We start from the raw sequence: 20,788 nt of genomic DNA on the forward strand, positions 1-20,788 counted from the left end.
GGGCCGCTTACGCGTGGTCAGCGGGAGTACGAGTGATGGTCGGGACGTCACCCGGGGCCAGTTCGGGGACGACGCCGAGCAGGGGGACGCCGGTCAGCCGGGGCAGGTCGCGCAGGTTCTGCTGCTCCACCGGGCCGGGTTCCACCGGCCAGCGGCTGACGACGATGCCGCGGGTGGTGACGCCGCGGGCGGTCAGGGCCTCGACGGTGAGCTCGGTGACGTTGAGCGTGCCGAGCCCCGGTGGGGTGACGACGACGGCCTGTGCACCGATGAGCCGGGCCAGGTCGGCCAGGGTGCCGCCCCGGGTGTCGAGCCGGACCAGCACTCCCCCGGCCCCCTCGACCAGCACGAGATCGTGCTCGGCGGCGAGCTTCTCGATGCGCTCGGCGTGCTCGGCGATCGGCGGCAGGGCGACGCCCGCCCGGTCGGCCGCGGCCTCGGGGGCCATCGGTTCGGGCAGACGCAGCAGTTCGACCAGTGCGGGAGCACCCAACGGGGCCACCCGGCGGGCGACCTCGTGGACGTCACCGGGCTCGTCCCCGCGTACGCCGGTCTGCACGGGCTTCACGACGCACACGCTGCGGCCGGCGCGCAGGGCGGCCGCCGCCAGCGCCGCCGTGGCGACCGTCTTGCCGATCTCGGTGTTCGTCCCGGTGACGGCGACGATCTCGCTCATCGGCCCGCCCCGTCATCCGGCGTGCCGAACCAAAGCACAGAAATCCCGCCGTGGGACGCCATATTTCTGTGCTTTGGCTGGGCACACCGCGTCATCGGGCGGCCAGGGCGGTGGTGAGGGCGCGGGTGAGAGTGCCCGTGGCGGTGGCCAGTTCGGCGTCGGTCAGGGTGGCCCGGGCGGTCAGGCGCAGGCGGCTGATGCCGTCCGGGACCGAGGGCGGGCGGAAGCAGCCCACCCGCAGCCCGGCCTCGGCGCACACCTGGGCGGCGGCGACGGCTGCGGCGGCGCTCGGCATGGCCACCGACAACACGGCGGCGGCCGGTTCCGGGGTCGACGCGGCCAGCGCCAGCGAGGCGGCGACGTGCCGGACGGCGTCCACCCGTTCCGGTTCGTCACGCAGCACCCGCAGGGCGGCCAGTGCGGCGCCGGCGGCGGCCGGCGCGAGCCCGGTGTCGTAGACGAACGGCCGGGCGACGTTCACCAGGTGCTCCCGCACGGCCGCCGAGCCGAGCACGAAACCGCCCTGCGAACCGAGGGATTTCGAGAGCGTGCCGGTGACCACGACGTGCTCCGCCCCGGACAGTCCGGCCCCGGCCACCAGGCCGCGACCGCCGGGCCCGGCCGTCCCCAGCGCGTGCGCCTCGTCGACCACGAGCACGGCCTCGTGCCGGGCGCAGATCTCGGCCAGCTCGGCCACGGGCGCCGCGTCGCCGAGCACCGAGTACACCGACTCCACGAGGACGAGGGCGTGCGCCTCGGCCCGGGTGGCGAGCGTGGCCTCGACGGCCTCCAGGTCGTGGTGCCCGGTGATCGCCACGCGGGCCCGGGACAACCGGCAGGCGTCGACCATCGAGGCGTGCACGTGCGCGTCGGAGACGATCAGGTCGCCGCGCCCGGCCAGCCCGGTGACCGCACCGAGGTTCGCGTGGTAGCCGGTCGAGAAGGCCAGCGCCGACGGGTGTCCGGTGAACGCGGCCAGCTCCGCCTCGAGCTCGGCGTGCAGGGCGAGCGTGCCCGTGACCAACCGCGAGGCGCGCGCCCCACCACCCCAGGTCTGCGCGGCGCGCACCGCCCCCTCGATCACCCGCGGGTCACCGGCCAGGCCCAGGTAGTCGTTGCCGGCCAGGTCGAGCAGGTCCTCGCCGGCCCCGGAGCGGGCGACCAGCCGGCGGGTCAGCCCGGCGGCCTCGCGGGCCCGCGCCGCGGCGGCCAGGCGGTCCGAGAACCGGCTCATGCCGCCACCTTCCGGACGGCCGCCGCGATGGCGCCGGTGATCGTGTCCACCTCGTCCTCCGTGCACGGGTAGGGCGGCATCGTGTAGATCAGGTCCCGGAACGGCCGCAGCCACACCCCGTGGTCCAGGGCCACGTCCGTCGCCAGGGGGACGTCGACGGGCCGCTCCAGCTGCACGACGCCGACGGCACCGAGCACCCGCACGTCGGCGACGCCGGGCGCCCCGGTCAGCGCGGAGAGCCCGGCGCGCAGGCCGGTCTCGATCCGCGCGACATCCGCCCTCCAGTCGCCCGCCAGCAGCAGGTCGAGGTTCGCGGCGGCGACGGCGCAGGCCAGCGGGTTGGCCATGAACGTCGGGCCGTGGGCCAGGCCGCCGGCGGGGCTCGCGTCGACCGCGGCGGCGACCTCGGCGGTGCACAGCACGGCGGCCAGCGTCAGGTATCCACCGGTCAGGGCCTTGCCGACACACACGACGTCGGCGCGGACCGGCGCGTGATCGGCGCCGAAGAGCGTTCCCGTGCGGCCGAACCCGGTGGCGATCTCGTCCAGGACCAGCGGGACGTCGAGCTCGTCGGCCACCGCCCGCAGCACCCGCAGGCAGGCCGGCGGGTACATCCGCATGCCCCCGGCCCCCTGCAGCACGGGTTCGACGATCACCCCGGCGAGCTCGTGCGCGTGAGCGGCCGCCAGGGCCCGCACCCCGGCGGCCCAGGCGAGGACGGCCGGGTCGTCGTCCGGCACGTTCTCGTTCCCGTCCCAGGCCGGCGGGAGCTCGGCGAACACGTGCTCGGGCAGGACGCCCCGCCACATCGAGTGCATGCCGCCGTCGGGGTCGCACAGGCTCATCGGCGTGAACGTGTCGCCGTGGTAGCCGCCGCGGATCGTCAGCATCCTGGTCCGGCCGCCCCGCCCCACCCCCAGCGCGCGTTGCAGGCAGATCTTCACCGCGACCTCGACCGACACGGACCCGCTGTCGCAGAAGAAGATCTGGTCGTAGCCCGTCAGCTCCACCAGGCGGCGGCCGAGCTCGACAGCCGGCGCGTGCGTGAGCCCACCGAACATGACGTGGCTCATCGAGGCCAGCTGCGCAGTGGCGGCGGCGTCGAGCGCCGGGTGCCGGTAGCCGTGGATCGCGGCCCACCAGGACGACATCCCGTCGATCACGTCGCCGTGCCCCACGACGTCGAGCCGCACCCCGGACGCGCCCGTGACCAGCCGCGGCCCGGCGCCCGCCGGCACCGGCGCGGCCGCCGACGGGCCGTACGGGTGCCACAGGTGCTGGGCGTCGAACGCCAGGAGCTCGTCCATCGAGACCCGGCTAGACCCGGTGCGACGTCGTGCCGGACAGCTCACCGTGGCGCGAGCAGCTCGCCGTCCACCCCGTCGGGACGACCTGCACCACCATCCGGCGGCGGCACTGCGCGCAGTAGCGCGGCGGCTCCAGGTTCAGCGCCTTCAGACAGGCGTCGTGCGACCCCTCGGCCCACGGTTCGCCGCAGCGCCCGCAGTAGGTGAGTTGGACGTCGTCCATGTGGTGAACCTCGTCAGAGCGTGCTGGAGAGGGCCTTCACCGGCATCTTCAGCTCGGCGAGCAGGTCCAGGTCCTCCTCGACCGGGCGGCCGAGGGTGGTCAGGTAGTTGCCGACGATGACGGCGTTCACGCCGCCCAGCAGGCCCTCACGGGTACCGAGGTCCCCCAGGGTGATCTCGCGCCCGCCGGCGAACCGCAGGATGGTCTTGGGCAGGGCCAGCCGGAAGGCGGCCACGCAGGCCAGGGCCTCCTGGGCCTCGAGCGGCTCGACCTCGCCGAACGGCGTCCCCGGGCGCGGGTTGAAGAAGTTCAACGGCACCTCGTGCGGCTGCAGCTCCCCGAGCTGGGCGGCGAACTCGGCCCGCTGCTGGAGCGTCTCGCCCATCCCGACGATGCCGCCGCAGCAGACCTCCATGCCCGCCGCGTGCACCATCTTCAGGGTGTCCCAGCGCTCGTCCCAGGTGTGGGTGGTGACCACCTGGGGGAAGTACGAGCGGGCCGTCTCAAGGTTGTGGTTGTAGCGGTGCACGCCCATGTCGACGAGGTCGTCGACCTGCTCCTGGGTGAGCATGCCCAGCGAGGCCGCCACGTTGATGCCGGACTCCTCGCGGATGATCGGCACGGCCTTGCGCATCTGGTCCATCAGGCGCTCGTCGGGCCCGCGGACGGCGGCCACGATGCAGAACTCGGTGGCGCCGGTGGCCGCGGTCTCCTTGGCGGCCTTGACCAGCTGCGGGATGTTCAGCCAGACCGAACGCACCGGGGAGGTGAACTGGCCTGACTGCGAGCAGAAGTGACAGTCCTCGGGGCAGCCGCCGGTCTTCAGGGAGACGATGCCCTCGACCTCGACCTCCGGGCCGCACCAGCGCATCCGCACCTCGTGGGCCAGGGCCAGCGCCTCGGTCAGCTCCTCGCCGCGCAGCTGGAGCACCTCGAGGACGTCGTCGGCGCCGAGGCCGATGCCCTGCTCGAGGACCTGCGCACGGGCCCGCTGAAGGACGTCGGCCACCTTGCCACCTCACCTCTGGTCAGAAATCACCGATCTCGGAGCACTGTAACTTCCACATCCGGCGTGGCCGGGGCCAGCCCGGTGACGAGGCTCACTCGGCGCTCACTCACCGTGCGGTGACGGCCTGGGTCGTCGTCCGGTGGTAGCTGTGGCCCTCGGGGTCGCTGATCAGCAGCCGGTAGGTGTACGAGCAGCCCGGCGTCACACCCTTGTCGCTGACCGTGGCCGTGCCCAGCTTCCACGGCTTGGTGCTCGCCTTGAGGGTCTTGACCGGCACCCAGGCGTCGGTCCCGACCTCCTGGCGGAGCAGCTGGTACGTCAGGGTCGGGCTGTCGGCGTCCCAGGTCCGCCTCCAGCTGACGGTGATCTTGCCGGTCGACACCTTCGGGGTGGGCACCGTGTACTTGGACCACTTGGGGGTCGCGCCCGAGTCGATGGAGGTGATCGCGAACCGGGTCAGGCCCTGCTGCTTGTGGAAGTTGACCTTGGTGAACTCGCCGGCCAGGGCGACGTACCGCCCGTTCCCGGTGATCGCCCAGGCCGCCTGGTGCTGGCCGGTGAAGGTGCCCGAGTTGAGCGTCGGGAACCAGTGCAGCAGCGACGGGACCGGCTGGTGCTTGTAGTTCGAGTTCTTGCTCGGCGCCGAGCGGTCGGTGCCGGTCGCGTACGTGGTCTCGGCGAGCGCGAAGTAGTGCGTCTTCGGCTTGGTCTCCCTGAACGCGCCGAGGCTGGAGCAGTCGTGCGCGTGGCTGACCGAGTAGAAGACGTTGCCGGTGACGTACCCGGACAGCGAGGCGCCGTAGCAGTTGTCCAGCCAGACCAGCTTGCCGTCGGAGGCCCGGGCGGCGAACCGGCCGTCGTACCAGTGCCCGCCGTCGCCGACCGCGGTCGCGTAGACGTAGGCGCCGGAGACGATCAGGTCGGACACGTACGACTGCCGCTCTCCGATCCGGGCCGGGATCGGGCGGCTCTTCCAGACCCGCGTCGCGCCCGTGGTGGCCGAGACGGCGCCGATGCCGACCTTCTTCTTGCCGTTGAGCCTCTGGAAGCTGCCGCCCACGGCGATCCGGTGGCCGCCGGGCAGCACGGCCAGCGCCTTGACGAAGCCCTCGGCCATCGTCGGCCGCCACCTCGTCAGGTTGCCGCTGCCGCGGCTGAAGGCGGCGAGACCGCGACGGGACTTCCAGCCGTTGGGGCCGCCGGCGGAGTCGAACTGGCCGCCGACGTAGACGGTGCTGCCCGACACGGCGATGGCCCGCACCGCGCTGCCCGCACCGGCTTTGAAGCCGTTCACCAGCTCACCGGTGGCGACGTCGAAGGCGGCCAGGTGGTTGTGCTTCTTCCCGTCGACCTTCGTGAACCGGCCCCCGACGTAGACGGTCGTGCCGTCCGGCGACGCGGCGATCCGGTAGCCGGGGCCGTTGAGCGAGTGGTCGAACTCGGTGATCACGCCGGTGGTGATGTCGAAGGCCAGGATGTTGTGCCGGGCGACCCGCTGGTCCGACGTCGTCGGCGTACCCGGCGGTCGCGCGTAGTCGAAGTCCCCGACCGCGTAGACGATGTCGCCCACCGTGACCGTGTCCCAGACGACGCCGTCGATCTGCCACGTGGGCAGCGCCTGCCCCGTGACGGTGGCGGGCGTCGAGCGGGTGGCCTGGACCGCCGTCCCGGCGGTGTCGGTGGTGTCCTGCGTCCCGGTCCCGGCGGAGGCCGGGGCGGCGGCCAGACCCGCGGCGAGCGCCGCGCAGGCGGCGACGGCGAGCAGGGCACGGGCGAGAGGACGGCGAGCGCTGGGCATGTCACCCAGAGTCACCGCGGAACGGGGCTGTGGGAACAGTCGGCTACGCCTCGTCACCCGCCTGGGTCAGAGGATCGCAACCGACGGAGTACTGTGCGCGACCCCCGTTGGGCCGAACGGGTACCTAGGCTGAGCGGATGAGCGAGGGATGGCTGCGCGAGCTGGCCGCGCGGTACGGGGGCGGGGACGGCGACCGGCGCCGTACGCCCTCGGGGGCGGACCTCCTGCTGGGCGCCCGGGTGGTGGTCAAGCTGCACCGGGTGGGAACCGACCGGGTCGCGCTGACCGAACGGCTGATCGCGGCCACCGCGTCCGACGTCCTGCTCTCGCCCCTGGCCCCGGATCCCGAACCGGCCCCCGACGGGCGGCTGGCCACCGTGTGGCCGCGGGCCGTCGTCCCGGAACCCGACCCGGACACGGCCCCCTGGGCCGACGCCGGTACGCTGCTGGCCCGGCTGCACACCGCCGTCCCGCCGCTCCTACCGGAACATGCTGCCCCGCAACGACTTCTGCGTTCACTGGCCCGGCTGGACGACGACCGCTCGCCGGCCGCCGGCACCGTGCGCCAAGCCGCGGGCCGGCTTCCGGAGGCGGCGCTGCGCGCCGAGGCGCCGGGGCGCCCGCACGCCGTGGTGCACGGCGACTGGCACCTGGGTCAGCTCGGGCGTCTCGACGGCGGCTGGCGGTTGCTGGACGTGGACGACGTCGGGCTGGGCGACCCGGCCTGGGACCTGGCCCGACCGGCCGGGTTCTGGGCGGCCGGCCTGCTGCCGGACGTCGACTGGCGGGCCGTCGTCGACGCCTATCGGGCCGGCGGCGGACCCGCCGTGCCGGCCCGGGGCGACCCCTGGCCGGCCCTCGAGGCGGTGGCCGCGGCGGCGGTCGTCCAGGCGGCCGCGGCGGGCCTGGTGCACGCCGGCCGCTCCGGGACCGGCCTGGAGGAGGTCGACGAGGTGCTCGTCGAGGCCTGCGCGCGCATGCTCAGGAGCTGAAGAACAGCCGACCGAAGCCGCCCTTGCGGTACTTGTGGCTGCCGTGGCTGCCCCAGCCGGGCCCGTAGCCGTACTGCTGGTTGTAGGGCGCGGGCGCCGGGGCGGGCTGCACGGCGGTGGGCTGCTGCACGAACCGGGCCTCCAGCTGGGTCAGGGCCTCGAGCTCGCCGAAGTCGAGGAAGATCCCCCGGCAGGAGTCGCACTGCTCGAGGTGGATGCCGTTGCGCTCGTAGGTGCGCATCGCGCCGCGACACTTCGGGCAGGTGAGCTGGCCGGCGGGAGCACCGGCCGAACCGGCCTGCGGGGGCGGCTGGTACGGGGGGACGGTCATGTCGGCTCGAACGCCCGAGCCCTCATCGGGGTTCCCTACCCTGCGTGGCGGACCGGCAACTCCCGCAGCCCGCGGATCACGAACTCCGGCCGGCGCGGTGGCACCCGGTCCAGGTGCAGGCCGGGTAGCCGGGCCGCCAGGTGCCCGAGCACGGACTGGATCTCGACCCGGGCCAGCGGCGCGCCGAGACAGAAGTGGATCCCGGAACCGAACGCGATGTGCGGGTTGCGCTCGCGGGTCACGTCGAGGTCGTCGGGCCGCTCGAACACGGCGGGGTCGCGGTTGGCCGCACCGAGCAGGGCCGCCACCTTCTGCCCGGCCCGGACCGTCGTCCCGGCGAGCTCGACGTCGCGGGTGGCGGTGCGCTCGAACAGTTGCAGCGCCGAGTCGTAGCGCAGCAACTCCTCGACGGCGGGAGCGACGGGCGCGCCGGCGGTCAGGGCGCGCCACTGGTCGGGGTGCTGCAGCAACGCGAACACCCCGTTGCCGACCACGTTGACGCTGGCCTCGTGCCCGGCCATCAGCAGCAGCACGCAGGTGCCGACGATCTCGTCCTCGCTGAGCCGGTCCTCCCCGTCGGAGGCGGCGACCAGGTCCGTCACGAGGTCGGCACCCAGGTCGCCCTCCCACGGCCGGGCCCGGCGCTCGGCCACGAGATCGCGCAGGTAGGCGACGAATTCGGCGGAGGCCCGTTCGGCGCGGGCCCGGCCGGCGTCGTCCAGGCCGTACTCGTACATCTTCACGATCGTGTTGGACCAGGGTCGCAACAGGTGCCGGTCCGCCGCCGGCACGCCCAGCAGCTCGGCGATCACCTCGACCGGCAGCGGTTCGGCGACGTGCTCGATGAGATCGGCGGAGGCGGCCGGGCCCGAATCGTCGAGACGCCCCGCGAAGTCCTCGACCAGGCGACCCGCCACGGTGTCGATCCAGGGCCGCAACCGCTCGACGTGCCCCCGGCCGAAGGCGCCCGCGACCAACCGCCGCAGCCGGGTGTGGGTGGGCGGCTCGCTCTCCAGGATCGACGTCCGGTGCAGCAGGTTGAAGGCCGGGAACAGCTCGGCCGGCTCCTTGTCCTGCCAGATCCGGCCCAGGCCCCGGTCGCGCAGCACGGCGTCGGCGGCCGCGTGCGCGACGGCGACGTACAGCCCGAGTCCCTCGTGCCAGTGCACCGGGCCGTCGGCGCGCAGCCGGGCGAAGGTCGGGTAGGGGTCGTCGAGGAACGCCGGGTCGGTCGGATCGAACATGCCCCAGGCTAAACCGGGGCCTACTTGTTCAGGCTGGGCGGGATGAGAACGGTGTTGATCAGGTAGATCGTCGCGTTCTCGGTCCTGATCCCGCCGCAGATGACCGGCGCGCCGTTGACCTTCAGACCGTTGCCGGCCCCGGACACCCGCAACGTCTCGCCCTCCATGGTCTCGTGCTTGCCGTCGACCTGGTCGGGCGCCATCCGGCCCACCAGCACGTGGTAGGTGAGCACCTTGTTGAGCAGCTTCTCGCTGCCGAGGGCCCGGGCCAGCTTGCCCCGCGAGATCTTCTCGAAGGCGTCGTCGACCGGGGCGAAGACCGTGAACTCACCCGACTCCAGGGTCTTCTGCAGGTCGACGTCGCTGTTCAGTTTGCCGGTGACGGCCGCGGTCAGCGTGGTCAGCATCGGGTTGTTGGACGCGGCCTTGACCAGCGTCGAGTTCGACATGCCCTGCAGGGAGCCCTGTCCGGCGGGCATCTGGCGGGCGTAGTCCTCGCAACCGGCCCCGACCAGACCGTCCATCGGATCGGCCTTCGACGCCGAGGCGGTCGGCTTGGCCGCGGCTGCGGTGGAGCCGCCTCCGCCCCCGCACGCGGCGAGGGTGAGCACGGCCAGGCCCGCGACGAGGGGGCCGGTGACGGCGACGGAGCGTCGACTGGTGCGCATACCCCCTCATCGGCGCCCCGCCACCAGTTCTTGACGCGGTATGCCCCAGCCAGCCGGGTGATTCGGACGATTCCGGCCCGAATCACCCCGCCAACCGGGGCATACCGCGTCAGAGGGGCTGGGTCAGCTCATGCTCGGGGGCGTGAGCACCTGGTCGATCAGGTAGACGGTGGCGTTGGCCGTCTTGACGCCGCCGCAGATCACGTTCGCGCCGTTGACCTTGAGCGAGTCGCCCGAGCCGGTGACCTTCAGGGCCTCGCCCTGGACGGTGTCGTGCGAGCCGTCGATGGCGTCGGGGGCCAGCTGGCCGGACACGACGTGGTAGGTCAGCACGCTGGTCAGCGTCTTGGAGTCGCCCACGATCCCGTTCAGGGTCTTCTTCGGCACCGCCGCGAAGGCGTCGTCGACGGGGGCGAAGACGGTGAACTCGCCGCTGTTCAGCGTGTCGACGAGGTCGACCTTCTTGTTCAGCTGCCCGGACACGGCCTTGGTGAGCGTGGTCAGCAGCGGGTTGTTGCTGGCCGCCGTGGCCACCGGGTCCTGCGCCATACCGTCGACCGAGCCGGCGCCGCTGGGCACGGCCTTCGCGTAGTCGGCACAGCCGGGCCCGACCAGGCCGGCGTTGCTCGCCGTCGTCATGGGCGCGCTGCTCATCGGCGTGGACGACGAGCCCGTGCCGGAGCCGCTGCTGGTGCCGCCGCACGCGGCCAGGCCGGTGGCGGCCATCAGCGCGACGGCGACCGTGAGCGTGTTGCGGGTGGTGAGAGGCATGTCGTTCGCTCCTTAAGCGAGGTGACGTTCACTCCTCGAGTGGTCCCCGAGTACGAAAGGAGTTCGGGCCCAACCGATTCACGGATTGCTCAATTCCTCGATCGTGACCTTCCCGTGATGTGGGCCCCCGAAAACGGGCAGGCTGAAGCGATTTCGCCGGTTCCGACGCTTATTTGGTTGCGCGTCAAACCTTTTCGTCGCTCAGACGATGGTGACCACGATCGAGTGCCAGCCGGACGCCCCGTTCGGGAACGGCTCCTCGCGCTCCTGCGTCTGCACGGCCCCCGTACCGTCCGTGGCCCGCACCTGGAGCGTGTGCGAACCGGGCGCCGCGTCCCACCGCCACACCCACTGCCGCCACAGGTCCTTCGACGCCGCGCTCGACAGTTCGGCCTCCTGCCAGGCGCCGCCGTCGACGCGCACCTCGACCGCCTGCACCCCACGGTGCTGGGCCCAGGCCACGCCGGCCACGGCGATCGTGCCGGAGGCCGTGCGTGACAACGGTTTCGGCGTGTCGATGCGCGAGCCGGTCTTGATCGGCGCCTGCTCGGCCCAACCGCGACGAACCCAGTACGGGTCGAACGCGTCGAACCGGGACAGCTCCAGGTCGACCAGCCACTTCGTCGCCGAGACGTAGCCGTACAGGCCCGGCACGACCATCCGCACCGGGAACCCGTGCTCGGGCCGCAACGGTTCACCGTTCATGGCCACGGCCAGCAGGGCGTCGCGACCGTCGAGCACGACGGAGACCGGCGTGCCGATCGTCATCCCGTCGCTCGAGGTGCCGACGAGCTGGTCGGCGTCCGCGTGCACGCCGAGCTCGCGCAGCAGGGGGGCCAGCTCGACACCCAGCCACCGCGCGGTGCCCAGCAACTTGCCGCCCACCTCGTTGGAGACGCAGGTCAGGGTGATGTCCCGCTCCACGACCGGCCGCTTCAGCAGCTCGTCGTAGCTCAGCGTCAGCTCGCGGTCGACCTTCCCGTGCACCTTGAGCTGCCACTCGTCGGTGGTCAACCGCGGGACCGACAGTGCGGTGTCGACCCGGTAGAAGTCGGCGCTCGGCGTGAAGAACGTGCTCAGGCCACGGAGTTTCAGCTGGGCGCCGTCGGGCAGCGCCTCGGCAGGCTGCACCGGGCGCGGTAGGACGACCGCCCGCCGCGACGCCTCGACGTCGGCGCGGGTGCGCAGCAGGAACCGGCCGCCCACGCCGGACAGGCCCGCCAGGACGAGGGCCCCGCCGGTGACGAGGAGCCCCCGGCGTCCCGGGCCCGCGTCCTCCCTCTCCGCGTCGGCACCCAGACCCTGGGAACCCAGCAGCCGGGCCAGGGCCACCACACCGACCACGGCCGCCAGCAACGACGGCAGGAGGTCGTACCAGCGGAACGTCGGACGGGTGGCGGCGGCCCCGGCGGCGACCAGACCGAGCATCGCCACGGCGACCAGCCCGGCCCGGCGACGGCGCACCGCGAGCACTCCGATGAGCGCGGCCATCAGGGCGATGGTCGCGAAGACCCCGCTCAGCAGGACGAGCTTGTCGTTCTCGCCGAACGTCCGGATCGCGAACTCCTTGAGGAACCGCGGTGTCCGGTCGACGGCCGCGCCCCCGACGACGATCGCGGGGGACACGGGCCGCCCGAGCGCTCCCGCGGCCAGTTCGGCGACGCCCAGGGCCAGACCTCCGGCGAGCAGCCCGCTCAGGGCGCCGCGGGAGTACTGGGACAGCATGGACTTTCGTTCGGGGCTGAACAAGGCAAACCCCTCCCGTCAGATTGAGTTTCGACCGGTCAGACCTCGACCGCGAGCACGGGCGCCGTGGTCGGTTGCTTCGACCCGCCCGTCGGTTCCACCGAGATCCCGACCTCGTAGCCGTGCGGGACGTCGTCGATCAGCAGCTGGGTGCTTCCTGCCTCCAGCGTGGCGAGACCCACCGACCGGGCCGGGTCGTCGCCGTGCATGACCCAGACCTGGTAGTCGTGCCCGCTCGGCGCGGCGGGCATGTCGGCGAGGGCGAGGACGGCCGTGTCGTCGTAGGCGGCCACCGTGGCCCGCCCGCCACCGGACATCTGCTTCGAGACCTGCACCCGGTCCGGCGCCGTGAGCACCCGGACGATCGCGTCGGCCTGGCTCTGCGCGTCGCCCGCGACCTGGTGGCCGTGCACGACCCCGCCGACGCCGACCCCGGCGGCGATCAGCACCGCGGCGGCCGCGGCCAGCGGGCGCCAGACGAGGCGCGGCCGTCGGGGCCGCGGTCCGGGCGCGACCTGGCGGGCGCGGGACACCCGGGTCATGACGTGCAGCCGCATCACCGCGGGCGGCGGCACCGCGACCCGCTCGGCGAGCAGCGCGGTGGTCTCCCGGAAGTCGGCCACCTCGGCCGCGCAGCTGTCGCACTCGTGCAGGTGCCGTTCCATGGACCGACGCTCGACGTCGTCCAGCGCGTCGAGGACGTAGGCGCCGGTGTCCAGATGCAGGTCAGTCATCGCCACCCACCCCCAGGCAGTCGCGCAGCCGGATCAACCCGTCGCGCATCCTGGTCTTGATCGTCCCGAGCGGAAGCTTCAGCAGGCCGGCCACCTGGGTCTGGCTGTGGCCGCCGTAGTAGGACAGCTCGATCGACTCGCGCTGTCGCGGCGTGAGGCCCTCCAGGCAGCTGCGCACGCGCTCCACGTCCAGGCGGGTCTCGACCCGCTCGGTCACGTCGTCGAAGTCGCGCTCCAGCTGGGCCACGCCGACGACGTGGTCGCGGGTGCGGGACGCCTCGGCGCTGCGCACCCGGTCGACCGCCCGCCGGTGGGCCATCGTGGCCACCCAGGCCCGGGCGCTGCCGCGGCCGGCGTCGAACCGGGCGGCGGTGCGCCAGACCTCCAGCAGCACCTCCTGGGCGACCTCCTCGGCCTGGGCCGGGTCGCGGACCACGCTGCGGGCCAGCCCGAACACCGTCGGCGCGAACCGGTCGTAGACCGCCTCGAACGCCTCCTGGTCGCCGCGGGCCACCAGCTCGAGCAGTTCCTCCGGGGTGCGTTCCCCGGCCGGGACGGCGCTCAGCCCGGGGCGGCGGGATTCTCCCGACCCGGTGCTGGGGCTGCTCGTGGGCATGCCGTCCCTTCCTCTGCGCTGATCCGATCGCTCTCGATCGCTCAGCACGTGTTCGGTGCCCGGGCCCGGGCGGATTGGTCCCGGCTGGTTCCGCTAGGGCAGCGGCCAGGTGTGCACGGGTTCGTTGGCGTGCATGCCCTGCGCGTACATCCGCAGCATCTCGGTCAGGGCCGCGGCCCGGTCGGCGCCGCGCGCCTCGAACGCCGCGGTGGCCTTCACCTGCCAGGCGGCACCGTTCTGCCCGGTCTTGGCCCGGTCCTCGATGATGCCCAGGTACCGGTCGACGTCGGCCGTGGGCACCCCGGCCGCGCTCAGCCCCTCCTGGGCCAGCGGCAGCAGCCGGCGCAGCACGAGCTCCTCGACCGAGGTCTCCCCCAGCCCCGGCCAGTAGACGGTGGCGTCCATGCCCCGCTTGCAGCAGGCGGTGAAGTTCTCCTCCGCCGCCGCGAAGGTGAGCTTGGACCACAGGGGGCGCTCGTCGTCCACCATGGCCCGGACCGCGCCGTGGAACAGGGCCGCGTTGGCCACCACGTCGGCCACGGTGGGCCCGGCGGGCAGCACCCGGTTCTCGACCCGCAGGTGCGGCTTGCCGTCGACCACGGCGTAGACCGGCCGGTTCCAGCGGTAGACGGTGCCGTTGTGCAGCCGCAGTTCCTGCAGGACCGGGGCGCGACCGGAGGCCAGCACGGCCACCGGGTCCTCGTCGCTGACCTCCGGCAGCAGCGACGGGAAGTAGCGCACGTTCTCCTCGAACAGGTCGAAGATCGAGGTGATCCACCGTTCGCCGAACCAGACCCGCGGGCGCACGCCCTGGTTGCGCAACTCCTGCGGGCGGGTGTCCGTGGACTGCTGGAACAGCTCGGTGCGGGTCTCCTGCCACAGGTGACGGCCGAAGAAGTACGGCGAGTTGGCCCCGAGCGCGACCTGCGGCCCGGCGATCAGCTGGGCGGCGTTCCACGCGGGCGCGAACTGCTGGGGGGTGACCTGCACGTGCACCTGCACGCTGGTGCACGCGGACTCGGGCGCCAGCGTCGTCGCGTACGCGGAAAGCCGCTCCACGCCGTGGATGTCGAGGTGCAGGTCCTCGCCGCGGGCCGCGAAGATCGAGTCGTTCAGCGCCGCGTAGCGGGTCGAGGCGCTCATCCAGTTCTCGTCGGCGAGATGCTGGGGCATGATCGTCGGCAGGATGCCGACCATGATGATGTGGGCACCGCGGCGGTGGGCCTTCTCCTCGGCCGCGTTGAGGCTCTTGCGCAGGTGCTGCTCCAGGTCGGCCAGGCGCTCCAACGGCCCCGGCGGGACGTTCAGCTCGATGTTGTAGGCCCCGAGCTCCGTCTGGTAGTCGGGGTCGGCGATCTCCTCGAGCACGTCCGCGTTCACCAGCGCCGGCTGGTAGTCGTCGCCGACGAGGTTCAGCTCCATCTCCAGGCCGGTCAGCGGCTGGTGGTCCTCGTAGGACCAGTCACCCAACATCTGTTCGAAGACGTCCAGGCACAGCTGCACCTTCTCGCGGTAGCGCTGGCGCTCCTCGCGCGTGAACCGGCTCGCCGAGACCTCGTCTCCCACGAGATCGATCCGACCACACTCCGCGGTCGGGGACCATCCCTCGTGGCACCCGTGATCGCGTGGCGTCCGATTTCCACCGGTTCTCCCGGCGGCCCGGCGTGTTGGGCGCGATGGCTGTCGGTCCTCGTGCCTAGATTCGCGGCGTGCGCATCCTCCACACCTCGGACTGGCACCTCGGCCGGTCGTTCCACGGGGTCGACCTGCTCGGGGCGCAGGCCGCGTTCCTCGAGCACCTGGTCGAGGTGGTGCGCAGCGAGGCGGTGGACGTCGTGCTGGTCGCCGGCGACGTCTACGACCGGGCCCTGCCCGGGGTCGACGCGGTCCAGGTGCTGGACGACGGGCTCGCGGCCCTCGTGGGTGCCGGGGCGCAGGTGGTGGTCTCCAGCGGCAACCACGACTCCGCGGTGCGGCTGGGGTTCGGCTCGCGGCTGCTGGCCGGCACCGGTCTGCACCTGCGCACCCACGTGGCCCGCGCCGCCGACCCGGTGCTGCTGGCCGACGAGCACGGCGAGGTCGCGTTCTACCCGCTCCCCTACCTGGAACCGGCGGTCGCGGCGCGTGCGCTGGGGTCGGAGGCCAGTCACGCCGGGGTGCTCGGGGCGGCCGCCGCGGCGGTGCGGGCGGACCTGGCGCGTCGTCCCGGCGCGCGGTCGGTCCTGGCCGCCCACGCCTTCGTCACCGGCGGGCAGGGCAGCGACAGCGAGCGGGCGCTCTCCGTGGGCGGGATCGGGCAGGTCCCGGCGTCGCTGTTCGACGGCGTCGACTACGTGGCCCTCGGGCACCTGCACGGGCGGCAGCGGCTGGCCGAGACGGTGCGCTACAGCGGTTCCCCGCTGGCCTTCTCGTTCTCCGAGGCGGGGCACACGAAGGGCAGTTGGCTGGTGGAGCTCGGCGCCGACGGCGTCAGCGGCGTCACAGCGGTCGACGCGCCGGTGCCGCGGCGCCTGGCCCGGCTGCGCGGCCGGCTCGACGACCTGCTGATGGACGTGACCCACGCGGAGGCCGAGAACGCCTGGTGCCAGGTCACTCTCACCGACGCGGAACGTCCGGCGGCGCCCATGGAACGGCTGCGCACGCGGTTCCCCGACGTGCTGGAGCTGCGGTTCGAACCCGAGGCCGGGGCCACGGCCCCCTCCGAGGCCTCGTACGCCGCGCGCACGGCGGGCCGGCCCGACCTGGAGGTGTGCTGCGGCTTCCTCGAGCACGTCCGCGGCCGGGCCACGAACGGGCCCGAGTCGACCCTGCTGAACGAGGCGCTCGAGGCGGTGCTGCTCGCGGACGTCGAGGGTTACGACCCGGTGGCCGCCCAGCTGGCCCTGGACGACGCCGCGCCGGTCGGGCGCGGCACCCGCCGCCGCGCGGCGAAGGCCGGGTGAAGCGGTGAGGCTGCACCGGTTGGAGGTCACCGCGTTCGGCCCCTTCGGCGGCCGTCAGGTGGTCGACTTCGATGCGCTCGGCGCGGGTGGGCTGTTCCTGCTCCACGGGCCCACCGGGGCCGGGAAGACGACGGTGCTCGACGCGGTCTGCTTCGCGCTCTACGGCTCGGTGCCGGGGGCCCGGGGCGGCCGGAACGCACGGCTGCGCAGCGACCACGCGGCGGACGGCGAGGTGCCGCGGGTGGTCTGCGAGGTCACCCTCGCCGGGCGCCGGTTCGAGATCACCCGCGACGCCGAGTGGCACCGGCCCAAACGGCGCGGTGAGGGCACGGTCCGGGAGCAGTCGCGGGTCCTGCTGAACGAGCTCGTCGGCGGCGAGTGGCGGCCCGTGACCAACCGGATCGACGAGGCCGCCGACCTGATCGACCGGCTCACCGGGCTGGGCGTCGAGCAGTTCACGAAGCTGGTGCTGCTTCCGCAGGGCGAGTTCGCGGCGTTCCTGCGGGCCAAGCCCGAGGAACGGCGTCCGGTGCTGCAGAAGCTGTTCGGCACCGACCGGTTCTCCGCGGTGGAGACCTGGCTGGCCGAGCACCGCCGCACCCTGAAGAACCAGGTGGACGCCGCGGTCCAGCGCAGCGACATCCTGCTCGCCAGGGCCGAGCAGGCCTGGAAGCTCGCGGGCTCCCCCACCGCGCTGCCCCCGGCCGCCCCGGCCGGAGACGACGAACCCGACCTGCTGGACCTGCTCTCCCTGCTCGACCCGGCCGAGCCGGCCTTCGGTCCCGCACCCGTGGCCGATGCGGAACTACCTGCGGTGGAACGGGTCTCACGCTGGCTGCGGCGGCTCGAGTTCGCCACCGGTGAGGCCTACGCGGCGGTCCAGGCGGCCGAACCGGCCGAACGGGCGGCGGTGCGCGCCGAACATGAAGCCACCGCGCGGGCCACCCTGCGGGCCCGGGGCCGGGCATTGCGGGCCCGGCTCGCGGAGCTGGAGGCGGGCGCGGCGGAGCAGGCCGCCCGGGTGCGCCGGCTCGAGCAGGCGGGCGCGGCGTCGGTGCTGGGGTCCGTACTGGAACGGCTGCACGCGGCCCGCGCCGAGGCGGCGGAGGCCGCTGACGCGGTGGCACAGGCGGCGGCACAGGCGGCGGCACAGGTGGCGGCGCAGGCCCGGGCCGGGCTCGCGGAGGACCCCACGGCGCAGGCGGACCCGGGCGACCGCTTGGCCGCCCTGACCGGTCAGCTGGCCGCCGCCCGGGACGCGCTGCCCGCCGCCCGCCAGTACGTCGAGGTCGCCGCCCGGCTCACCCGGGCCACGGCGGCCGAGACCACGGCCCGGGAGGCGCTGGCCGCGGCCGAGGCCGAGGTGACCCGGCTGGCCGGGCGGCGCGCGACCCTCGAGACGGAGCGGGCGACGATCGCCACGACCGCCGCGCTGGTCGAGGCGACGCAGGCTCAGGTCCGGCGGGCCGGGGCCGTGGTCCGGGCCGTGACCGCCCGGCTCGAGGCCGAGAACCGGCTGACGGAGCGGGAATCCGTGGTTCAGGCCGCCTTCGAGACCTACCGCACGGCCACCGAGGAAGTGCTGCGGCTGCGCACCCGGCGACTCGAGGGGATGGCCGCGGAACTGGCCGCCGGGCTGCACGACGGCGACGCCTGCCCCGTGTGCGGCAACCCCGAGCACCCACACCCGGCCGCGCCGGCCGTCGGCCACGTCACCGAGGCCGACGAACAGGCCGCCCAGCAGCGGGCCACGTCGGCCGAGGCGGCCCTGCGCGCGGCGGAGGCGGCCCGGGACGAGAGCCGGCTGGCCCGCGCCGGCGCCGACGCCGAGGCCGACGGCGCCACCCCCGAAGTCGCCGCGCAGGCGCTGCGCGAGGCCTCGCAGAGGCAGGCCGAGGCGGTCGCCGCGGCCGGTCGGCTCACCGAGATCGACGTGGCGCTGGCCGCCCTCGCCGAGCAGGCCACGCTCACCACCGACCGGGTGAGCGCCGCCCGGGCGGCCGTCGAGGCCGCGACCGGTGCCGCCGGAGCTCTGCTGGGCCGGCGCGACGAGTTGGCCGCCCGGGTGGAGGCCCCCGCCGCGGCCGCCCCCGACGCGGTGCTCACCGCGCTGACCGAGCGGGTCGACGCGCTCACGGCGCAGGTCGAGGCCTGGGCCCGGCTCGCCGAGGCCCACACCCGGCACGGAGCCCTGCAGCAGCGGCTGGACGACCTCCAGGAGGCGGGCGTCCAGGCCGCCCGCGACGCCGGTTTCGAGACCCTGACCGACGCCGAGGCCGCCGCCCTGCCCGACGCCGAACGGGCCACCCTGAAGACGGCCGTGACCGCCTGGACCGACGAGGTCGCGCAGCTGCAGGGCCAGCTCGCCGACCCCGACCTGACCACCGCCGCGACGGGCCCCGAACCCGACCTGGAGGCCGCGCGGGCCGCCGTCCAGCAGGCCCGGACGCGGCGCGCCGCCGCGGCGCAACGGCACACGCTGGCCACCGGGGCGACCGGTGAGGTGCGCGAGCTGCTGGAGCGGCTGAAGGCGCACGAGGCGGCCACCCGCCCGCTGCGCGAGCGGTTCGCGCTCGTCGAGTCGGTGTCCAGCAGTGTCGAGGGCAACGGCGAGAACCGTTTGAAGATGCGGCTTTCCGCGTACGTGCTGGCCGCCCGGCTGGAGCAGGTGGCCGAGGCCGCGAGCGTCCGGCTGGCCGCCATGACCGAACAGCGCTTCACCCTGAAGCACTCCGACGGTCCCGCCCGCGGCGGCGCCCGGGCCGGTCTCGGTCTCGTCGTCGTCGACGCCTGGACCGGGGTCGAACGCGACCCCGCCACCCTCTCCGGCGGCGAGACGTTCTGCACGTCCCTGGCCCTGGCCCTCGGCCTGGCCGACGTCGTCAGCGCCGAGTCGGGCGGCCTGCGGCTGGAGACCCTGCTCGTCGACGAGGGGTTCGGTTCCCTCGACGAGGACACGCTGGAACTGGTCCTCGACGTCGTCGACGGGCTGCGCAGCGGCGGCCGCGCGGTGGGCCTCGTGTCGCACGTGGCCGACCTGCGCCAGCGCATCCCCTCGCAGCTGGAAGTCGTGAAGACCCGCAGCGGCTCGACGGTGCGTCAGCTCATCGCGGGCTGAGCAGCGGTCTCGTCAGCGGCGTCGGCCGGCTCGCGCAGGTCGACGACCTCCGGCGCCGTCGTCTCCTGGGAGAAGGTACTGCGGCCCGTCACCCGGTCGAGGATGACGGCGACGTCGCGGATCTGCCCCTTCTCGCTGAACCGCTCGGCCAACCGCCGCGCGCCCGCGCCGAGCCGGGCCCGCAGCTGCGGGTCGGCGAGCCGCCCCAGGGCTTCGGCGAACGCCTCCGGGGTCTGGTCGACGACGAGCGCCGACTCCTCGTGCACGCAGACCCGGTTGATGTCGTCGGCCACCAGCAGCGGGAGCCCTTCGTGGGCGGCCTCGTTCAGCACGAAACCCTGCGTGTCGAACGTCGAGGCGAAACCGAAGACGTCACCGGAGGCGTAGACGCTGCGCAGCTGGTTGCGGGGGAACGGCCCCGCGACGATCAGGTCATCGATGCCCTGGAACTCGGCCAGCCGCGGCAGCTCGGCCGCGTACTGCCCCTCGCCGACGCAGGCGAGCTGGATGTCGAGGCCGCGCGCCTTGCAGATGCCGACGGCGTTCACCAGCACGTGGATGGCCTTCTCGGTGACCAGCCGGCCGACGAAGAGCAGCCGGAGGGCACCGGGACGCCAGGGCAGTTCGATCGGGGTGTCGGACGCCGGCAGCCGGTCGATGCCCGCGCTGAAGGTGTTCACCCGCTGCTTCTTGTGCGGATGCGCGTAGTCGAGCGCGTTGCGCTCACCCAGCAGGATCAGCTCCTTCGCGGAGTGCTGGAAGACCCACGAGTACCGGGCCGCGACGCCGGCGGACCAGGACCACCCGTACTTCCGGATCCACCAGAGGCTCGGGTAGGCCATCTTCCAGCCCAGGTCGGGCCGGATCAGGCCGAACAGCAGGAACTTCGGCCACGACGCGAGGATCAGCCGGGTGCTCGAGTGGTGCTGTGCCCACGCGGTGGTGTCGGTCGAGACGGCGATCACCAGCGGGATCCGGAAGACGTTGGCCAGCGCCAGCCCGAGCGAGCCCATCCGCATCGGGGTCGTCACGACGATGGCGGAGGGCCGGTCGCGGCGCCGGCGGTACTTCCAGAGCTGGCGCAGCATCGAGAACACGGGGTGGTGGTCGTCCTTGAACCCGACGCCCATGATCGTCCGGAAGGCGACGTGCTCGGGGGTCTCCCAGTGGTCACCGAACCGGGTCGTCGGGGAGTAGATCCGCGCCTGCCAGCCGAGTTCGCGCAGCTCCCGGGCCCACGACTCGGCCATGTAGGCCGCGCCGGTCGGGCCCCCGATCGGCAGGTCCACGAAGATCCAGACGCTGCCGGGCCCCGGCACGGGCTTCTGCTCGGGCTTCTGCTCGGACTTCTGCTCGGACTTCCTGCGCACGCGTCGGTT

The 20,788-nt window shown here is 73.6% G+C and carries 18 protein-coding genes; 3 read left to right on the top strand and 15 right to left on the bottom strand.

Annotated features, from left to right (window positions below):
• Positions 1-7: 7 nt before the first annotated feature.
• The 6 genes from bioD to ACIB24_RS10735 form a co-directional block, all read right to left on the bottom strand.
• Positions 8-676, bottom strand: a complete 669-nt coding sequence (gene bioD / locus ACIB24_RS10710; protein ID WP_398279400.1) for a dethiobiotin synthase — start codon at positions 674-676, stop codon at positions 8-10.
• Between the two features lie 91 nt (positions 677-767).
• Positions 768-1,910 carry an 8-amino-7-oxononanoate synthase gene (locus ACIB24_RS10715; RefSeq protein WP_398279403.1) on the bottom strand — a complete coding sequence of 381 codons (1,143 nt, stop codon included), beginning with the start codon at positions 1,908-1,910 and terminating at the stop codon, positions 768-770.
• Positions 1,907-3,217: an adenosylmethionine--8-amino-7-oxononanoate transaminase gene (locus tag ACIB24_RS10720; protein ID WP_398279406.1), complete on the bottom strand. Its 1,311-nt coding sequence runs from the start codon at positions 3,215-3,217 to the stop codon at positions 1,907-1,909. The genes ACIB24_RS10715 and ACIB24_RS10720 overlap by 4 nt, the downstream gene beginning before the upstream one ends.
• Before the next feature lie 10 nt (positions 3,218-3,227).
• Complete coding sequence (gene bsaP / locus ACIB24_RS10725) at positions 3,228-3,440, bottom strand: biotin synthase auxiliary protein BsaP (protein WP_398279409.1); 213 nt, start codon at positions 3,438-3,440, stop codon at positions 3,228-3,230.
• Positions 3,441-3,453: 13 nt separating this feature from the next.
• The gene (bioB, locus tag ACIB24_RS10730; RefSeq protein ID WP_398279412.1) at positions 3,454-4,449 is read right to left on the bottom strand and encodes a biotin synthase BioB; all 996 of its coding nucleotides are present in this window, start codon (positions 4,447-4,449) and stop codon (positions 3,454-3,456) included.
• Between the two features lie 106 nt (positions 4,450-4,555).
• The gene (locus tag ACIB24_RS10735) at positions 4,556-6,247 is read right to left on the bottom strand and encodes a hypothetical protein (RefSeq protein WP_398279415.1); all 1,692 of its coding nucleotides are present in this window, start codon (positions 6,245-6,247) and stop codon (positions 4,556-4,558) included.
• A 137-nt stretch (positions 6,248-6,384) separates the two neighbouring features.
• Here ACIB24_RS10735 and ACIB24_RS10740 point away from each other — a divergent pair, with 137 nt between their 5' ends.
• Entirely contained in the window at positions 6,385-7,239 is an 855-nt protein-coding gene (locus ACIB24_RS10740; RefSeq protein ID WP_398279418.1) for a phosphotransferase family protein, read from the top strand.
• On the opposite strand, the gene ACIB24_RS10745 is transcribed toward ACIB24_RS10740, so the two are convergent.
• The 8 genes from ACIB24_RS10745 to ACIB24_RS10780 form a co-directional block, all read right to left on the bottom strand.
• Entirely contained in the window at positions 7,229-7,570 is a 342-nt protein-coding gene (locus ACIB24_RS10745; RefSeq protein WP_398279421.1) for a TFIIB-type zinc ribbon-containing protein, read from the bottom strand. The two genes, ACIB24_RS10740 and ACIB24_RS10745, sit on opposite strands and share 11 nt — an antisense overlap.
• A gap of 35 nt (positions 7,571-7,605) precedes the next feature.
• Positions 7,606-8,814, bottom strand: a complete 1,209-nt coding sequence (locus ACIB24_RS10750) for a cytochrome P450 (RefSeq protein ID WP_398279424.1) — start codon at positions 8,812-8,814, stop codon at positions 7,606-7,608.
• A gap of 20 nt (positions 8,815-8,834) precedes the next feature.
• On the bottom strand, positions 8,835-9,482 hold the full coding sequence (locus tag ACIB24_RS10755) for a fasciclin domain-containing protein (RefSeq protein ID WP_398279427.1): 648 nt from the start codon (positions 9,480-9,482) through the stop codon (positions 8,835-8,837).
• A gap of 123 nt (positions 9,483-9,605) precedes the next feature.
• The gene (locus ACIB24_RS10760; RefSeq protein ID WP_398279430.1) at positions 9,606-10,253 is read right to left on the bottom strand and encodes a fasciclin domain-containing protein; all 648 of its coding nucleotides are present in this window, start codon (positions 10,251-10,253) and stop codon (positions 9,606-9,608) included.
• A 201-nt stretch (positions 10,254-10,454) separates the two neighbouring features.
• Positions 10,455-11,978 (bottom strand): molybdopterin-dependent oxidoreductase, encoded by a 1,524-nt coding sequence (locus ACIB24_RS10765; RefSeq protein WP_398279433.1) that lies wholly within the window; start codon positions 11,976-11,978, stop codon positions 10,455-10,457.
• 59 nt (positions 11,979-12,037) lie between these two features.
• Entirely contained in the window at positions 12,038-12,733 is a 696-nt protein-coding gene (locus tag ACIB24_RS10770) for an anti-sigma factor (RefSeq protein WP_398279436.1), read from the bottom strand.
• Positions 12,726-13,349 carry an ECF RNA polymerase sigma factor SigK gene (sigK, locus tag ACIB24_RS10775; RefSeq protein ID WP_398279439.1) on the bottom strand — a complete coding sequence of 208 codons (624 nt, stop codon included), beginning with the start codon at positions 13,347-13,349 and terminating at the stop codon, positions 12,726-12,728. Before sigK ends, ACIB24_RS10770 begins: the two co-directional genes overlap by 8 nt.
• Positions 13,350-13,442: 93 nt before the next feature.
• Positions 13,443-14,915: a glutamate--cysteine ligase gene (locus ACIB24_RS10780; protein ID WP_398279442.1), complete on the bottom strand. Its 1,473-nt coding sequence runs from the start codon at positions 14,913-14,915 to the stop codon at positions 13,443-13,445.
• 143 nt (positions 14,916-15,058) lie between these two features.
• On the opposite strand from ACIB24_RS10780, the gene ACIB24_RS10785 reads away from it, so the two are divergent.
• Positions 15,059-16,291 carry an exonuclease SbcCD subunit D gene (locus tag ACIB24_RS10785; RefSeq protein ID WP_398279445.1) on the top strand — a complete coding sequence of 411 codons (1,233 nt, stop codon included), beginning with the start codon at positions 15,059-15,061 and terminating at the stop codon, positions 16,289-16,291.
• Positions 16,292-16,295: 4 nt separating this feature from the next.
• Positions 16,296-19,409: an AAA family ATPase gene (locus tag ACIB24_RS10790; protein ID WP_398279448.1), complete on the top strand. Its 3,114-nt coding sequence runs from the start codon at positions 16,296-16,298 to the stop codon at positions 19,407-19,409.
• On the opposite strand, the gene ACIB24_RS10795 is transcribed toward ACIB24_RS10790, so the two are convergent.
• A complete protein-coding gene (locus tag ACIB24_RS10795) occupies positions 19,391-20,779 on the bottom strand; it encodes a glycosyltransferase (RefSeq protein WP_398279451.1) in 1,389 nt (462 codons plus the stop codon). The genes ACIB24_RS10790 and ACIB24_RS10795 overlap by 19 nt on opposite strands.
• Positions 20,780-20,788: the final 9 nt, after the last annotated feature.

The sequence above is a fragment of the Spongisporangium articulatum genome, from assembly GCF_044465595.1.
Lineage (GTDB): Bacteria > Actinomycetota > Actinomycetes > Actinomycetales > Kineosporiaceae > Spongisporangium > Spongisporangium articulatum.

Excerpts from the sequence above, each read along its gene's own strand:
- ACIB24_RS10755 (WP_398279427.1), bottom strand. The coding sequence starts at position 9,482 with ATGCGCACCAGTCGACGCTCCGTCGCCGTCACCGGCCCCCTCGTCGCG.
- ACIB24_RS10765 (WP_398279433.1), bottom strand. The coding sequence starts at position 11,978 with ATGCTGTCCCAGTACTCCCGCGGCGCCCTGAGCGGGCTGCTCGCCGGA.
- ACIB24_RS10715 (WP_398279403.1), bottom strand. The coding sequence starts at position 1,910 with ATGAGCCGGTTCTCGGACCGCCTGGCCGCCGCGGCGCGGGCCCGCGAG.
- bioD (WP_398279400.1), bottom strand. The coding sequence starts at position 676 with ATGAGCGAGATCGTCGCCGTCACCGGGACGAACACCGAGATCGGCAAG.
- bsaP (WP_398279409.1), bottom strand. The coding sequence starts at position 3,440 with ATGGACGACGTCCAACTCACCTACTGCGGGCGCTGCGGCGAACCGTGG.
- ACIB24_RS10770 (WP_398279436.1), bottom strand. The coding sequence starts at position 12,733 with ATGACTGACCTGCATCTGGACACCGGCGCCTACGTCCTCGACGCGCTG.
- ACIB24_RS10740 (WP_398279418.1), top strand. The coding sequence starts at position 6,385 with ATGAGCGAGGGATGGCTGCGCGAGCTGGCCGCGCGGTACGGGGGCGGG.
- ACIB24_RS10745 (WP_398279421.1), bottom strand. The coding sequence starts at position 7,570 with ATGACCGTCCCCCCGTACCAGCCGCCCCCGCAGGCCGGTTCGGCCGGT.
- ACIB24_RS10760 (WP_398279430.1), bottom strand. The coding sequence starts at position 10,253 with ATGCCTCTCACCACCCGCAACACGCTCACGGTCGCCGTCGCGCTGATG.
- ACIB24_RS10720 (WP_398279406.1), bottom strand. The coding sequence starts at position 3,217 with ATGGACGAGCTCCTGGCGTTCGACGCCCAGCACCTGTGGCACCCGTAC.
- ACIB24_RS10750 (WP_398279424.1), bottom strand. The coding sequence starts at position 8,814 with ATGTTCGATCCGACCGACCCGGCGTTCCTCGACGACCCCTACCCGACC.
- sigK (WP_398279439.1), bottom strand. The coding sequence starts at position 13,349 with ATGCCCACGAGCAGCCCCAGCACCGGGTCGGGAGAATCCCGCCGCCCC.
- ACIB24_RS10735 (WP_398279415.1), bottom strand. The coding sequence starts at position 6,247 with ATGCCCAGCGCTCGCCGTCCTCTCGCCCGTGCCCTGCTCGCCGTCGCC.